We start from the raw sequence: 16002 nt of genomic DNA on the forward strand, positions 1-16002 counted from the left end.
ACCTTTTATTGCAAATAAAACCAAAGCTAAAACGTGGCAAATATACTAATAATTACTCAATAAACAAAATCAGCAATGAACAGCAGGTGAGTTATAAAGATTGAAATTGCATTATTCGCAATGTTTTTTTCTTTTTATTGTCAATTTGACAACGATGATTTTTTGTTTTGTCTATACTCTTCCTATACTCTTTCTATATTCAATCTATACTCAAGATATTATTGAGAAATACTTAATGAAAAGTGAAAAAGATTGACAAATTGACTAAAGTTTGTATCTTTGCGCCCAAAATAAGAATTATGACAGAACACGACTTGCTCAAAGCCCGTTGGGACGAGATAGTCAAACGCCTATCTGATACTTTCTCAGAAGGTGAACCCCTTCAGGTAGATACTATTATTTACCTTATTGGCGTACAAGAGTTAGGGCAATTGGGTCGTACCTACCAAAAGGACGAAAAAGTAGACCTTATGCATATAGCTATCTGTAAACTCTTAGAGCCTTTTGGCTACTACAGCTATGAGTTTACTGACCCTGATGGATGGCCTCATTACCGCTTAGTACAAGAGTTGCCTCCCCTAAAACCTGGCGAACAGACGATACTGATGAAAAAAGCCATTGTACAATACTTTTTAGATAGAGATTTTTTTTAGATGAAGAAAGTAGCATTCTACACTTTGGGTTGCAAACTCAACTTTGCCGAGACCTCTACCATAGCGCGTAGCTTTGAAGAGGACGGCTACATACGCGTTGATTTTGAAGACCCAGCCGATATATACGTTATAAATACTTGTTCGGTAACTGAAAATGCCGATAAACAGTTTAAGCAGATAGTACGCAAAGCGCTGAAAACTAATCCCAAGGCGTTTTTGGCGGCAGTGGGTTGTTATGCCCAGCTCAAACCCGAAGAGCTCGCCTCGGTAGACGGGGTGGACTTAGTGTTAGGCGCAAAAGAAAAGTTTAACATCACCCAATATATAGACGACCTTACGAAGAATAACGAGGGGGTAGTGCATTCTTGCGAGATAGCCGAAACCGACTTCTACGTAGGGAGTTACTCTATTGGCGACCGCACACGCGCTTTCCTGAAGGTGCAAGACGGCTGCGATTATAAGTGTACCTATTGTACTATACCGATGGCAAGGGGTATTTCGCGCAGTGATACCATTGAGAATATATTGAGCAATGCCAAAAAGATTTCAGATAAAGGCATCAAAGAAATAGTACTCACAGGGGTAAATATAGGCGATTACGGCAAAGGAGAGTTTGGTAATAAGAAGCACGAACACACCTTTTTGGAGTTGGTACAAGCCCTTGATAAGGTAGAAGGGATAGAGCGCCTGCGCATCTCGTCTATAGAACCTAACCTCATCAAAGACGAAACAATCGACTTTATAGCCCAATCGAATAGTTTTGTGCCACACTTTCATATTCCGCTGCAGAGTGGTAGCAATGAAATCCTTAAGAAAATGAAGCGTCGCTACTTACGCGAACTGTATGTGAGTAGGGTAGCCAAAATACGCGAGGTGATGCCTGATGCCTGTATAGGGGTAGATGTGATAGTCGGCTTCCCTGGGGAAACCGATGAGCATTTCTTAGAGACGTATTACTTTTTGAATGATTTAGATATTTCGTACTTGCACGTATTCACTTATTCGGAGCGCGATAACACTGAGGCAGTGCTTATGGACGGAGTTGTACCTGATGAGGTAAGAGCTAAGCGCAGCAAGATGCTACGCGGACTTTCGGCAAAGAAACGCAATGCTTTCTACGAAAGTCAGTTAGGCAAAGAGAAGACTGTACTTTTTGAAAGCGACAACAAGCAGGGCTATATACACGGTTTTACTGAGAACTACGTAAAGGTAAAAGCTCCGTGGGATCCTGCTTTAGTCAATACCCTTCATAAAGTAAAGCTTACCAAAATTGATGTTGATGGAATGGTGCGGTTTGAGTTTGTGTAAAGTAAAAGAATGAGAAAATAATAAAACAACAATGGCACACTATAAAACAGAATTAATGTTAGAATTCCCTGGGTTTGTACTCTTCGATCCAGTAGTACTACAAGAGTTCCTACTCGAAAAAGGTATAGAAGATGATGATTTACTGAAATACTTCATCAATAACCCTGCAATAGGTGAGGAAAGTATCCAACGAGGAATATTACTACCTATCTATAATATAGAACCTTTTGATTATGAAATACTCATAAATACAACTCCCAAAAGTGAAATCCCTACCGAATGGGTAGTTTTTAAAAATGAAGTCTTATTACCTCTACAAGTAAAAAGCGGAAGGTTAGCTGTAGAAGATATCTATATGATAATGAGTTGGGATTACGAAAGTAATTATTCTGATTTTGCTACAGGAAAGAGCCTAAATCCTCAACCCCCTGTAGAAGGTGTAGAATTAAATGGAGACACAGGAGATAGATTTGATATTCCAGCAGGTAATTACGGGGTAAAAGTATTAGGCTTCTTAGATGTAAATGAACCTGATATTTTTGAGAGTAAGTGTGGCTATGAATTGTTTTTTGAAAAGATGGATACTTTGCCTATAATTCCTGAAAATATAGATGTAGATAAGTTGGATTATAAAGTAAAAGTAATATCTGAAAGATGAAAATTCTTTTAACAATTACCTTATCTCTGCTGCTTTTTTCTTGCAATAACCCTATTGTTAGCTTCAAAAAATCTTGTGATAGACAAGCAGCTAAGGAAAAAGTAGAAGCTCTTGTGGAAGTACAAGAGAAAATAAAGCAAGTAGAGCGCCTTATGGGCAAAGATCGCCTTTATTGGGAGCAAGACAGTGTGCAGCAGGCTGATAAGACTTACTATCGCTTTAGACTTCTTACTAAAGCACCTTTTGTAGAAAAGCAGTTGTACACTTTCTGGGTAGATAAAAACGATTGTAAGGCTATCTTTTTAGAAGCAAAAGCCGATAGCCTTGTGCCTTATAAAGAAGTAGAAAAACAACGACTGCAACAAGCAAAACAGCCACGGCAGTTTCCTGCTTTCTTTAAACAGTTTGCCGCTGATATAGCCTTTAGGCAGCAACACGTGGGCGAGTATCTGATGAGCTTTTCGGTAGAAAAAGACGGTAGTATAGTCACTACTGAAGAGGAGTTGCTCACTCTGCCTATAGATGAATTGCAGACCTACACATTTACCTATTACCCTGATAGTGTGTGCTGTGAGCATACCGATACCCACCAAATATTGGTATTTGTGCCGGTAGGCAACACTTGGCAGCTAACACAAGTGGTAACCAATAATAGATAATTCAAAAATCACAATTGATATGGATAATTTTATAGACACTTTATCGCAGATAGATCAGATATATCTGTGGGATTTAATTGGTACAGCAGTCTTTGGCGTGTCGGGGGTATTAGTAGGCTTAGAGCGCCGTATGGACGTGTTTGGTATGCTTATCTTAGCCTTTGTTACAGGGGTAGGAGGGGGTACTCTGCGCGATATTATGATAGGCAGTATACCTGTATTCTGGATGAACAACCTAACGTATATACTGATGATAATTATCAGTGTGGTGCTAACTGTTATCTTCAGGAAACAGTTCTCTGAACACTGGAGTAAATCGCTAATGCTCTTCGATACGATTGGGTTAGGGGTATTTACTATTATAGGGATAGAGAAAGCCTTGCGATTTGGGCTATCGCCTACTATAGCTATAATTCTGGGTACTATGACAGGTAGCTTCGGAGGGGTAATTCGCGATATATTGGCAAACAAACTGCCTGCCCTTTTCCACAAAGAGATTTACGCTACCGCTTGTATTGCAGGGGGTACTGTCTATTTCCTAATCAATGGATTGATGAATCATAACTTAGTGGTATTCATCACAATAATGGTAGTGATTAGCGTGCGTTTGCTGTCGCTAAAATACCATTGGGAATTGCCTAAGTTTTAAAGGGTGAAATGTTAATTATTAATGAATTGTTGCATATTTCAGCTAAAAGTATTATCTTTGCAAGCTGAAATAATTAAGATAAAATATTTTTTAAAAAATGAACATAAGTAGAGAGCAAAAAGATGCTTTAAACGCCGTGATTACGATAGATATCGTAAAGAGTGATTATGCTGAAAATGTAGAGAAAACACTTAATCGCTATCGCAAAACAGCCAATGTGCCTGGTTTTAGAAAAGGACACGTGCCAATGGGTATGATTCAAAGACAGTTTGGCAAGGCTATCAAATTTGATGAAATAAACGAAATCACTAATCGTAGCCTAAACGAGTATATATACAAAGAAAAGATTGGTATGCTCGGCAATCCTCTTCCGATAGTAAAAGACATCGATATAGAAGCTGATGACTTCCAATTTCAGTTTGAGATAGGCTTAGCTCCTACTTTTGAAGTAAACTTAAAACCAGCTGAAGGTATTTTGCGCTATGAAATAGAGGTAGATGAGCCACAAATCGATAAACAAATTGAGCGCATTCAGAAACAATTCGGCAAATTGGTATCAAAAGGCGAAGTACTCGATAGCGAAGATATAGAGCTAACAGGTACTTTCTTCAACGAAGAAAAGAATATTGAAAGTCAAGCTACTTTTAAACTTACTGACCTAAGTCCTGAAGTGCGCAAAACCTTTATAGGCAAAAAAGTAGGCGATCAGTTTCAACTACAAACCAAAGGACTTTTTGAAGATGCACACAGCCTAATGCACTACTTAAAAGTATCGCACGATGAGGCGCATCATTTAGATGTAGAAGTTACTTTTACTTTGGAAGAGATAAACGAACGCGAAAAAGCAGCTTTAGATGCTGATTTGTTTTCTAAACTATTCCCTGACGGTAGTGTAACTACTGAAGAGCAATTGCGCGCTAAGATAAAAGAAGGTGCTGAACTACAGTTTAACGAACAAGCAGACCAGCACTTCTTAAACACAGTGACTGATTATTTGGTAGATAATACTAAGTTTGATTTGCCAGCTACTTTCTTGAAAAAATGGCTACGCACAGCAGGTGAAAAAGAACTTACTGAGCAAGAAGCTAATGAAGAATACGAACGTTCAGAAAGAGGATTGCGTTATCAGCTTATTGAATCTAAAATAATGAACGACAACAATCTACATCCTACCAATGAAGAGATAAAAGAGTTTGGTAGAGAGTACATCAAAGCGCAACTATTGCAATATGGTATGCCAGCAGATGATGATGCTCAAGTAGATAGTATTTTGGATAGAATATTGAAAAACCGCGAAGAAGTACAACGCATTCAGCAACAAGTAGTATTTAAGAAATTGATAGCTTTCTACAAAGAAAATGCAGCTATTAATACTAAGAAAGTTACTTTTGATGAGTTTATCAAATTAGCATTCCCAGAATAATACATAAAAACACAAACTATTACCAGTCCAAAATTGTCAGTAACCACCGAGTATTTTGTTGTATTGACAATTTTGGACTTTTAATAATTAAATTGATAATTAAAAGAACGTGAATTTAACAGACGAATTTAGAAAATATGCTATTAAACAGCACGGTGTGAACAGTCTTTACTACGATAAAATAGTAGGTAGTATGACGCCTTATATTATGGAGGAACGCCAGCTAAATGTAGCACAAATGGACGTGTTTTCGCGTCTGATGATGGATAGAATCATCTTTCTTGGTACAGATGTAAATGACCAAGTAGCCAATATAGTAACTGCTCAGCTTCTTTTCTTAGAGAGTGTAGATAGCGGCAAAGATATTCAGATATATATCAACTCGCCCGGTGGTAGTGTATACGCCGGTTTAGGTATCTATGATACTATGCAGTTTATCAAACCCGATGTAGCTACTATCTGTACAGGTATAGCCGCTTCGATGGCAGCAGTACTGCTATGTGCAGGAGCTGAAGGCAAACGTTCTGCTTTGCCACATTCGCGCGTGATGATACACCAACCCTCAGGAGGAGCGCAAGGGGTAGCGAGCGATATGGAAATCAACCTAAAAGAGATGTTGAAGCTCAAAAATGAACTTTACGAAATCATAGCCAAACACAGCAAACAGCCTTTTGCTAAGGTGTATAAAGACTCAGAGCGCGACTACTGGATGATAGCACGCGAGGCTAAAGAGTATGGTATGATAGATGAAGTATTAGAAAGAAAATAATGGCTAAAAAGAAAGAAGAAATAGAATTTTGCTCATTCTGTGGGCGTTCTGAACCCGAAACCGAGATACTTATCAGAGGTATGGGGGGTAATATATGCAACTTTTGTGTAGATCAGGCTAACATCATTATTGAGGAGGCTCTGAAACACGAAAAAAACAAAGATAAAAAAGCTACGAATGTAGAAATATCTCTGAAAACGCCTCAAGAAATTAAGCGTTTTCTCGACCAATATGTTATAGGACAAGATTTTACTAAGAAAATACTATCAGTAGCGGTGTATAACCACTACAAGCGTTTGCAACAGCCTAACGTAGATGACGAGGTAGAAATACAGAAGAGCAACGTGATAATGGTGGGAGAGACCGGTACAGGTAAAACCCTTGTAGCCCGTACTATTGCCAAAATGCTGAATGTACCTATTGCTATAGTAGATGCTACCGTACTGACTGAGGCCGGCTATGTAGGCGAAGATGTAGAGAGCATTCTTAGCCGTCTGCTACAAGCTGCAGACTATGATGTAGCTAAAGCCGAAAGAGGTATCGTATTTATAGATGAAATAGACAAGATAGCGCGCAAGAGCGATAATCCGTCTATTACCCGTGATGTTTCGGGTGAGGGCGTACAGCAAGCTTTGCTTAAACTTTTAGAGGGTTCAGTAGTGAATGTACCCCCTAAAGGAGGTCGCAAGCACCCTGACCAGAAGTATATAGAGGTAAATACCGAGCATATTCTCTTTATAGCAGGTGGAGCTTTTGACGGTATAGAGCGCGTGATATCTAAGCGCCTGAATATGCAGGCAGTAGGCTATAACTCCTCTAAAAACACCCATATAGACCGCAAAAACTTAGTGCAGTATATCATTCCTAAAGATCTGAAAGACTTTGGTTTGATACCTGAAATTATAGGTCGTTTGCCTGTGCTTACCTATATGAATCCGTTAGATAGACACACGCTTAGAATGATACTTACTGAACCTAAGAATGCTATCATTAAACAGTACCAAAAACTGTTTGAGATGGACGGCATAAGATTTGAGATAACAGAGGAAGCCCTTGACTTTATAGTAGAGAAAGCTTTAGAATACAAATTAGGGGCACGAGGTTTGCGTTCGTTATGCGAGAATATCCTAACTGATGCTATGTTTGAACTTCCTAATTCGGGTGTTAAAAATCTAACCGTTACTAAGGAATACGCAGAAGAGAAACTAAACAAATCGGCATTGCAAATTGCCTCATAACAATAACAACTATGGAACTAACATCTATTATACGCGAGAGTATGCTAAAAGCTATCAGCTATGAAACCTATCGGAATTTGATAGACAAGTATGAGGCTGAGGGCAAAAGCAGTGGGGTAGAACAGACTGAAGAACTGATACACTATACCGCTCTAAACCAGAAACGCTATAAACGACTTGATAAAACTATTGAGATAGCAGAAGATAAAGCGGCTTTTTTTAAGAATTATCCTAATAGCATTTGCTTATTGGTGATAACAGAGACTTGGTGTGGTGATGCGGCACAGATTTTGCCAGTGGTGCATAAGATAGCCGAGTTGAACCCTAAAATCACGATGAAAATAGTATTTCGTGATGAAAATGAAGCGTTAATGAATGAGTTTCTGACCAATGGAGGTAAGGCTATCCCTATAGTGATATTCTTAGATTTGCAGGATAAGGTGTTAGCTCGTTGGGGGTCTCGTCCTTCAGTGGCTACCCAAATGGTAGCTGAAGAAAAAGCCAAAAATGGCAAGCTGACTCCTGAATTTAAAGAAAATCTTCAGAGATGGTACAACCAAGATAAAGGGGCTACTATCGTAGATGATTTTATAGCTATAATGCAATCTATCTTAACCGAAAAATAATAAGTGTATGAAGAAAATAATAATAGCTTTAGGTGCTTTAGTAGCTATCACAGCCAACGCACAAGAGACTAATACAACTACTGTATCAGAACCCGTACAACAGTCCGTACGCACAACGCAATCAGTACAGACTAACCAAAATGCATATACTGCCCAGACCGCTGTTGCTCCGGTAGAAGAAGCTAAACCTACTACCTTAGAAGGGGTGTTTCAGCAACTGATAGACAGATCGGGGGCTTGGCAGAACTTCAAGATGTTAGACAGAGGTAAATTGGCTGCCTTTCAGCGCAGTATGACTGACAGCATCAACGGAGTGCGTTCGCAATTAGTAGCTGAAAAGCAAAAAGTAAAAGAAAATGAAGCTACCATAAAAGAGCTCAACGATAAAATAACAGAGATACAAGCGGCTCTCGACCAAACTAAAGATCAAAAAGACAGTGTGAGTTTCTTTGGTGCTTTAGTATCTAAAGGGCTATACAATACTATTATGTGGGGTATCGTATTGGCTTTGGCATCGTTATTGGTGCTTTATATCTACAAATTCTCTAATGGTAATGTAGTAACAAAAAAATCTATAAATGACCTAAACGAATTGCAAGAGGAGTACGAGAACTACCGCAAAGCAGCTATTGAACGCGAGCAGAAAGTACGCCGCCAATTGCAAGACGAAATTAACAAACACAGATAATTAATGCGCATTGATATTATTTCGGTAGTACCCGAACTGATAAAAGGTTTTTTTGACTATTCTATCATCAAGCGCGCTATAGATAAGCAGTTGGTAGAGGTGTATTTTCATAATTTGCACGATTATGCTAACAATGCTTATCGCCAAGTAGATGACTATCAGTTTGGTGGAGGCGCTGGTATGGTGATGATGATAGAGCCTATTGATAAATGTATCACGGCACTAAAAACAGAGCGCCATTATGATGAGGTAATATTTCTGACTCCTGATGGCGAAACACTGCAACAGAAAACAGCTAATAAGCTATCGCTATCAGAAAACCTAATTATTCTTTGTGGGCACTTTAAAGGGGTAGACCAGCGCGTACGCGACCATTTTATTACCAAAGAAATCTCTATAGGCGATTATGTGCTTTCAGGAGGTGAACTTGGAGCAGCAGTATTGTGCGATGCTGTTATCAGACTTATACCAGGGGTGCTTTCTGATGAGACTTCAGCTCTTACCGACTCTTTTCAAGATAATCTATTAGCACCACCTGTTTATACACGTCCGGCGAACTATAAAGGATGGGAAGTGCCAGAGGTACTCACGAGTGGCAATACTTCTAAAATAGAACAATGGCGAGAAGAAATGGCTTACCAGCGCACTAAAGAAAGAAGGCCAGACCTGCTGAAATAAAGATAAAAAACATTAAAAAATGACACAACCAATGAAAAAACTATCTTACACGAATGGAGCTTCTAATATACCGCTATTAGGAGAAACTATTGACGAAAATCTTCGGAAAACAGTGGCTAAGTTTCCTAATAATGATGCACTTATATCAGCGTATCAGCATTATAGAGCCACTTATACAGAGTTTTATGAGCAGGTAACTGCAGTAGCTAAAGGATTAATAGCTTTAGGAGTAAAGACAGGAGACCGTGTAGGTATCTGGTCGCCTAACTGCTATGAATGGACATTGCTACAGTATGCCACGGCCAAAATAGGTGCTATAATGGTAAATATCAATCCCGCATATCGCACCAGTGAGTTGATATATGTTATTAACCAATCTGGCTTGTCATACATATTTTCTGCTATACAGTTTAAGACAAGCCATTATAAAAAGATGATAGACGATGCGCGAGAGTTTACTGATACTTTGCGCAAAGAAGTCTATTGGGGAGAGAGTTGGGAGTACTTTTTAGCTCAAGGTAAGAAAGTATCAGATGAAAAATTGCAGGCATACGAAGCTAAAGTACAATTTGACGACCCTGTAAATATACAATATACTTCGGGTACTACGGGCAACCCTAAAGGCGTAACGCTAACACACCACAATATACTTAACAATGCTTATTTTATAGGCGTTAGAATGAACTATACTGATAAAGATAGGGTGTGTATACCAGTACCTTTCTATCATTGTTTTGGTATGGTAATAGGTAACTTGTGCTGTACGGCACACGGTGCTACAATGGTTATTCCTAATGATAGTTTTGACGCTACTAAAACTCTTGAGGCAGTAGAACGCGAGCGTTGTACTTCTTTGTACGGAGTGCCTACTATGTTTATCTCAGAATTATATACTTTAGATCGCCATCCTTATGACCTGTCGAGTTTGCGTACAGGTGTGATGGCAGGAGCTTTATGTCCGCCAGAGATTATGAAGCGAGTGAAAGAGCAGATGAATATGCACGAGATAACAATATGCTACGGAATGACCGAAACTTCACCAGTTTCTACCCAAACAAGAATAGGAGCGCCTTTTGAAAAACAAATACATTCAGTAGGTACTATACAAGACCACTTAGAGATAAAAATTATCAATCCAGAGACTAAAGCTATTGTACCACGTGGCGAGAGCGGTGAGTTATGTACACGAGGTTACTCGGTGATGCTAAAGTATTGGAACAGTCCGCAAGCTACCGCACAAGTAATAGATGAACAGCGATGGATGCACTCAGGCGACCTCGCAATGATGGATGAAGACGGCTATATACACATTTCAGGACGTATAAAAGACCTCATTATCAGGGGAGGAGAAAATATATCACCTAAAGAGATAGAAGACTTCTTATATACTTATGAAGGAGTGATGGATGCCCAAGTAATTGGCGTACCAAGTAAGAAGTTTGGCGAGGAAGTAATGGCATGGATAAAACCTAATGAGGGGGTTACCCTAACTGAAGAAGAGTTACGCAACTTCTGCAAAGACCGTATTGCGCACTACAAAGTGCCGCGTTATTGGAAGTTTGTTAATGAGTTTCCGATGACTATCTCAGGTAAAATACGCAAGGTAGAAATGCGCGAAATAGCCGCTGAAGAGCTTGGACTACAGTTAGAAGATTAGACAAAATTTTGATCTGACAATTAATATATCAACCATATAATTATCTAAAAAAGAAGAAAATGGTATACAAATTTAGAGTAATACTCGATGTAAAAGAAGATGTCTTTAGAGACATTATGATTCAAGGAGAGGCTACCTTAGAAGATTTTCACAATGTGATAAACCAATCATTTGGTTTTGCAGGAGATGAGATGGCTTCTTTTTACCTTACAGATGAGGATTGGAATCAAGGAGAGGAAATAACCCTTTTTGACCTTTCAGAGAGTGGAGAAATACGCTTAATGGAAGAGACTACTATTGATTCAGTAGTAAATGAAGACGAACCTAAACTGCTATATGTCTATGATTTTATGCAAATGTGGACATTTTTTGTAGAATTAGTAGAGGTAGATGAAGAAGAAGCAGGGGTATCATACCCTACAGTAGTGTATGCCCACGGTACTATTCCAGCTGAAGCTCCTGAAAAATCATTTGTAGCTGACGATTTTAATGAGTTTGACGATGAGTTTAATGACTTTGATATAGACGAAGAAGACTACGAAAGTTTTTCAGAAGATGACTACTATCGATAATAAGCTAATAGGTAATAAGTAAAAAACTATGCTAAATTTATATACCACTAATATTGAAACACTTTCGGTGCATAGAGTAGGTAATCAGAGTAAGGGAGAACCTCTTTTCTTATCAGAAAGTCCTTATGCACTGAATGATGAAATTATAGGTTTGCTAAAAGAATATTTTTTTAAACCTTTTAGAGAGAAAGAAGAAAATTACTTTAGATTTGTACACGATGCTGATGTAGAGTTTAACGAACTTTATCAGTTGGTGACTCCTATTTTTGAAGATGAGAGTTGTATTCATCAGCAGTCGAAAAAGATAGCACAGCACCTCTATAACCAATCTAATCACCCGCATATAAAGAGCGGAGAGGTATATGTAGCCCTACTACACGATACTTACTTAGATAATGAAAAAGTGAAAGCAGTGGGTATTTTCAAATCGGAAGTGAAGAATAGCTTTTTTCAGTTTGAAGAGCAACCTAACCAATTAGAAATTATTATTCAGGAAGGGGTAAATATTCAGAAATTAGACAAAGGCTGTATTATTTTTAACACCAATAAGGAAGAAGGATATAAAATACTATCAGTAGATAGTAATCGCTATGATACTAAGTATTGGCTTGAAAACTTTCTGAATGTAGATGCCCTAATCGATGATAACTTTTATACTAAAAAGTACTTGAAGTTTAGTCAGGATTTTGCTAAAGATGTTATTCTACCGGCAGAAGATAAGAAAGAAGAAGTACTTTTTATGAATAGGGCTATTAATTACTTTGCTAAAAATGATGATTTTGAAGAAACCTCATTTGTAAATGAAGTGTTTGACAATCCAGAGTTTATACCAGAGTTTAAGCACTATAAAGTAGAGAAAGGGCCTAAGTATCAGATAGAAGATGTGTCAAGTTTTCCAATAGCTAATAAAGCCGTATCGGATGTGCGCAAGAAGATTAAAAATGTGATAGACTTGGATACGAATATACAGATACGTATGGATTTTATCAATCCTGAATCGGCAGATAAGTTTATAGAGAAGGGTTGGGACGAAGAGAAGCAGATGTACTATTACTTAGTGTATTTCAATAAAGAACAGAAAAACAAGGAGTAATAATTGATAACAAATGATAAACGACAAACGATAAATCTTCAAGATTTATCGTTTGTCGTTTTTTTATACTTATTTTTGAAGTACTTTGTGTACCGCTTTAATAATGCCATCTTTGTCTAATCCGTATTTTTGCATCAGTTGAGCTGGGGTGCCGCTTTCACCGAAAGAATCGTTTACAGCAACAAACTCCTGACGAACAGGGTAATGCTGGGTGAGTACACGTGCTACGCTTTCGCCTAAGCCTCCGTAATAGTTGTGCTCTTCGCAGGTAACTACTGCTTTGGTTTTCTTTACTGATTTAAGAATTATATCTTCATCTAAAGGCTTGATAGTATGAATGTTGATTACTTCAGCAGAGATGCCTTTTTGCTCTAACTCCTCACAAGCTAATAGAGCCTCCCACACTAAGTGTCCGGTAGCTATAATAGTAACATCAGTACCTTCATTGAGCAATATACCTTTTCCTATTTCGAACTTTTGGTCTTCAGGTGTAAAGTTGGCTACTGCAGGTCTGCCAAAACGCAGGTAAACTGGCCCTACATAATCGGCAATAGCAAGGGTAGCTGCTTTGGTTTGGTTATAGTCGCAAGGATTGATAACCACCATATTAGGAAGCATTTTCATCAGCCCGATGTCTTCTAATATTTGGTGAGTAGCTCCGTCTTCGCCCAAGGTAAGACCTGCGTGAGAGGCACATATTTTCACATTTTTATTAGAATAGGCTATCGATTGGCGTATTTGGTCGTATACGCGTCCGGTAGAGAAGGCAGCAAAAGTACCTGTGAAAGGGATTTTGCCTCCGATAGTAAGTCCGGCAGCAATGCCCATCATATTAGCTTCGGCAATGCCAATTTGGAAGAAGCGTGTAGGGTTCTCTTCAATAAATTTTTCCATTTTGAGAGAGCCAATAAGGTCGGCACAGAGGGCTACCACATTGGGGTTAGTACGACCGAGCTCAGCTAAGCCAGCTCCGAACCCACTTCGGGTATCTTTTTTTCCTGTATCAATATATTTTTTCATTGTTATAATAATGATAATCAATTTAGGCGCAAAGGTAATATATAATTAGCAAATTAGCAAATTAGTAAATTGAGAAATATTGCTCGCCGACTTTCCTTCGCTTATTTTTCGCTTATCCTTCGCTCATCCTTCGGTGTAGGTATATCTAAAGTAAAGGTATGGTGGAAAAATATAGCCTTATTAGTTGCTATTTCATAATTAATTTGTATATTTGCGCCCGATTTTAATACCTCTTACCATTACTTTATACTTTCAAAATAAAAAATGTCTACTAAAAAATCATTTACTTTAATAACAACTATTTTTACATAAAATGTTCAACTTTGTAGAGTTAAAAACAAAAAAGCTTCCTGAACTACAGGCTATAGCTCAGCAGCTAAATGTACCTAAGTATCGCTATCTGAATAAGTTAGACCTTATAAATCAGATTATTGCCTTTCAGGAGAAAGGAGGACAAACGCCTTTTCCTCAGGAAGATACCCCTAAGAAAACTGTAGTAGCCGCTGATAGTCAATCAGAAACTAGGTCAGCATCTAAATCAGAAGCCAAACCGGAAGCCAAATCAGAATCTAAACCTACCCCTAAATCAGAGGCTAAACCCCAACCAGAAGCTAAAAAGAAAGGTGGAAAAAAGAAAATAGAAGTTCCGCAAAAAGTAGGAAGTTCTAATCAAGAGAATTTTGTCAAAACAACTGTTAGTAAGTCAGTTAGACCAGAAGAAGAAAATAAAGGGGACTATAAACCGTCTTTTCAGAAGAAAAATACTTCACAAAACACTAACACCCCTCCTAAAGCAGCTGCTCCTGCTGCTAATTACAATCCTAACAATAATTATGTAGTTGATGCTGATAACTTCGACAAAGAGAAGAAAAATCGCTATAGAGCTCCTGATTTTGAGTTTGATAGCGTGGTAGATTGCGAAGGAGTACTTGATATTACAGCTGATGGGTATGGCTTTTTGCGTTCTTCGGACTATAATTATTTAGCATCGCCAGATGACATTTATGTTTCGCCCTCGCAAATACGCTTATTTGGGTTGCAAACCGGTGATACAGTGCACGGAGAGGTACGTCCGCCTAAAGAAGGAGAAAAATACTATCCGCTGTTAAAAGTGATTAAGATTAACGGTCTTGACCCACAAGTGGTGCGTGATAGGGTACTTTTTGAGCATCTTACGCCTCTTTTTCCTAATGAAAAATTTGAGTTAGCAGGTAGAGGTTCAACTATTTCAACACGCCTAATTGACTTATTTGCCCCCATAGGAAAAGGGCAGCGCGGTATGATAGTGGCGCAACCTAAAACGGGTAAAACGATGTTGCTAAAAGACATCGCTAATGCTATCAGTAAGAATCACCCTGAAGTGTACCTGATGGTGCTCCTTATAGACGAACGCCCTGAGGAGGTGACTGATATGCAGCGCAGTGTAAGGGGAGAAATTATCTCATCAACTTTTGATAAAGAGGCAAGTGAACACGTAAGAATAGCCAATATAGTATTAGAAAAGGCAAAACGATTGGTAGAATGCGGTCACGATGTGGTAATTCTGCTCGACTCGATAACTCGCTTGGCACGTGCTTATAATACGGTGCAACCGGCTTCGGGTAAGGTGCTTACAGGAGGGGTAGATGCCAATGCGCTACACAAACCTAAACGCTTTTTTGGGGCAGCGCGTAATATAGAAAACGGAGGGTCGCTATCAATTATAGCTACAGCTCTTACGGATACGGGTTCGAAGATGGATGAGGTGATTTTTGAAGAATTTAAAGGAACTGGCAATATGGAACTACAGTTAGATAGGCGTATAGCTAACCGCCGTATTTTTCCTGCCATAGACCTAATGGCTTCTTCTACACGTCGTGATGACCTATTATTAGATGAAAATACGCTGAACCGTACGTGGGTGTTGCGCAAGTATTTGGCGGAGATGAATCCGATAGAAGCGATGGAGTTTATGGAGAAACAGATGAAACAAACGCGGAATAATCAAGAGTTTTTGGCGACAATGAATAATTAAAAATTATTGATATACAGTAGTTTATAAAATTTTATAAAAAATATTTGAAAAATAATTGCTGAAAAATTTGCAGATAATAAAAATAGTTGTACCTTTGCACCCGCATAAATGAAACAACAATATGTTTGTGCAATTGGAGAGATGGCAGAGCGGTTGAATGCGGCGGTCTTGAAAACCGTTGAGGGTAACACCTCCGGGGGTTCGAATCCCTCTCTCTCCGCAGAATAGCAAAAATGGACTAAAATGGGGATACCTGTTTTAGTCTTTTTTCTTTTTTGTGCGGTAAGGCAGCAAGAT

16 protein-coding genes and 1 tRNA gene are annotated in these 16002 nt (G+C 38.7%); 16 read left to right on the forward strand and 1 reads right to left on the reverse strand.

The window, feature by feature from the left end:
• Nucleotides 1-299 precede the first annotated feature (299 nt).
• From C8P65_RS08545 to C8P65_RS08610, 14 genes are all read left to right on the forward strand, one after another.
• Nucleotides 300-653, forward strand: coding sequence for a hypothetical protein (locus C8P65_RS08545; RefSeq protein ID WP_107782440.1), 354 nt, complete (start codon nucleotides 300-302; stop codon nucleotides 651-653).
• Nucleotides 654-1961: a tRNA (N(6)-L-threonylcarbamoyladenosine(37)-C(2))-methylthiotransferase MtaB gene (mtaB, locus tag C8P65_RS08550; protein ID WP_107782441.1), complete on the forward strand. Its 1308-nt coding sequence runs from the start codon at nucleotides 654-656 to the stop codon at nucleotides 1959-1961. It begins immediately after the preceding gene.
• Between the two features lie 31 nt (nucleotides 1962-1992).
• Nucleotides 1993-2619 carry a hypothetical protein gene (locus C8P65_RS08555; RefSeq protein ID WP_107782442.1) on the forward strand — a complete coding sequence of 209 codons (627 nt, stop codon included), beginning with the start codon at nucleotides 1993-1995 and terminating at the stop codon, nucleotides 2617-2619.
• Nucleotides 2616-3278: a hypothetical protein gene (locus C8P65_RS08560; RefSeq protein ID WP_107782443.1), complete on the forward strand. Its 663-nt coding sequence runs from the start codon at nucleotides 2616-2618 to the stop codon at nucleotides 3276-3278. Before C8P65_RS08555 ends, C8P65_RS08560 begins: the two co-directional genes overlap by 4 nt.
• A 19-nt stretch (nucleotides 3279-3297) precedes the next feature.
• The gene (locus C8P65_RS08565; RefSeq protein ID WP_107782444.1) at nucleotides 3298-3927 is read left to right on the forward strand and encodes a trimeric intracellular cation channel family protein; all 630 of its coding nucleotides are present in this window, start codon (nucleotides 3298-3300) and stop codon (nucleotides 3925-3927) included.
• Between the two features lie 97 nt (nucleotides 3928-4024).
• Nucleotides 4025-5350, forward strand: a complete 1326-nt coding sequence (gene tig, locus C8P65_RS08570; RefSeq protein WP_107782445.1) for a trigger factor — start codon at nucleotides 4025-4027, stop codon at nucleotides 5348-5350.
• A 109-nt stretch (nucleotides 5351-5459) separates the two neighbouring features.
• Nucleotides 5460-6119 (forward strand): ATP-dependent Clp endopeptidase proteolytic subunit ClpP, encoded by a 660-nt coding sequence (gene clpP / locus C8P65_RS08575; RefSeq protein ID WP_009393020.1) that lies wholly within the window; start codon nucleotides 5460-5462, stop codon nucleotides 6117-6119.
• Complete coding sequence (gene clpX, locus C8P65_RS08580; RefSeq protein ID WP_107782446.1) at nucleotides 6119-7357, forward strand: ATP-dependent Clp protease ATP-binding subunit ClpX; 1239 nt, start codon at nucleotides 6119-6121, stop codon at nucleotides 7355-7357. Before clpP ends, clpX begins: the two co-directional genes overlap by 1 nt.
• Before the next feature lie 11 nt (nucleotides 7358-7368).
• On the forward strand, nucleotides 7369-7983 hold the full coding sequence (locus tag C8P65_RS08585) for a thioredoxin family protein (protein WP_107782447.1): 615 nt from the start codon (nucleotides 7369-7371) through the stop codon (nucleotides 7981-7983).
• A 7-nt stretch (nucleotides 7984-7990) separates the two neighbouring features.
• On the forward strand, nucleotides 7991-8671 hold the full coding sequence (locus tag C8P65_RS08590) for a hypothetical protein (protein WP_107782448.1): 681 nt from the start codon (nucleotides 7991-7993) through the stop codon (nucleotides 8669-8671).
• A gap of 3 nt (nucleotides 8672-8674) precedes the next feature.
• Nucleotides 8675-9349 carry a tRNA (guanosine(37)-N1)-methyltransferase TrmD gene (gene trmD, locus C8P65_RS08595; protein WP_107782449.1) on the forward strand — a complete coding sequence of 225 codons (675 nt, stop codon included), beginning with the start codon at nucleotides 8675-8677 and terminating at the stop codon, nucleotides 9347-9349.
• A gap of 31 nt (nucleotides 9350-9380) precedes the next feature.
• Nucleotides 9381-11006 (forward strand): AMP-binding protein, encoded by a 1626-nt coding sequence (locus C8P65_RS08600; RefSeq protein WP_107782450.1) that lies wholly within the window; start codon nucleotides 9381-9383, stop codon nucleotides 11004-11006.
• Between the two features lie 59 nt (nucleotides 11007-11065).
• Nucleotides 11066-11578 carry an IS1096 element passenger TnpR family protein gene (locus tag C8P65_RS08605; RefSeq protein ID WP_107782451.1) on the forward strand — a complete coding sequence of 171 codons (513 nt, stop codon included), beginning with the start codon at nucleotides 11066-11068 and terminating at the stop codon, nucleotides 11576-11578.
• A 28-nt stretch (nucleotides 11579-11606) separates the two neighbouring features.
• Nucleotides 11607-12671 carry a nucleoid-associated protein gene (locus C8P65_RS08610; RefSeq protein ID WP_009393004.1) on the forward strand — a complete coding sequence of 355 codons (1065 nt, stop codon included), beginning with the start codon at nucleotides 11607-11609 and terminating at the stop codon, nucleotides 12669-12671.
• A gap of 69 nt (nucleotides 12672-12740) precedes the next feature.
• Here the strand turns inward: C8P65_RS08610 and C8P65_RS08615 are convergent, their stop codons facing one another.
• Nucleotides 12741-13691, reverse strand: coding sequence for a transketolase family protein (locus C8P65_RS08615; protein WP_009393002.1), 951 nt, complete (start codon nucleotides 13689-13691; stop codon nucleotides 12741-12743).
• 313 nt (nucleotides 13692-14004) lie between these two features.
• Here C8P65_RS08615 and rho point away from each other — a divergent pair, with 313 nt between their 5' ends.
• Together rho and C8P65_RS08625 are read left to right on the forward strand one after the other, a co-directional pair.
• Complete coding sequence (gene rho, locus C8P65_RS08620; protein ID WP_107782452.1) at nucleotides 14005-15705, forward strand: transcription termination factor Rho; 1701 nt, start codon at nucleotides 14005-14007, stop codon at nucleotides 15703-15705.
• Nucleotides 15706-15840: 135 nt separating this feature from the next.
• Nucleotides 15841-15925, forward strand: a tRNA-Ser gene (locus C8P65_RS08625).
• Nucleotides 15926-16002: the final 77 nt, after the last annotated feature.

It is taken from the genome of Capnocytophaga leadbetteri (genome assembly GCF_003054025.1).
GTDB classification, from domain to species: Bacteria; Bacteroidota; Bacteroidia; order Flavobacteriales; family Flavobacteriaceae; genus Capnocytophaga; species Capnocytophaga leadbetteri.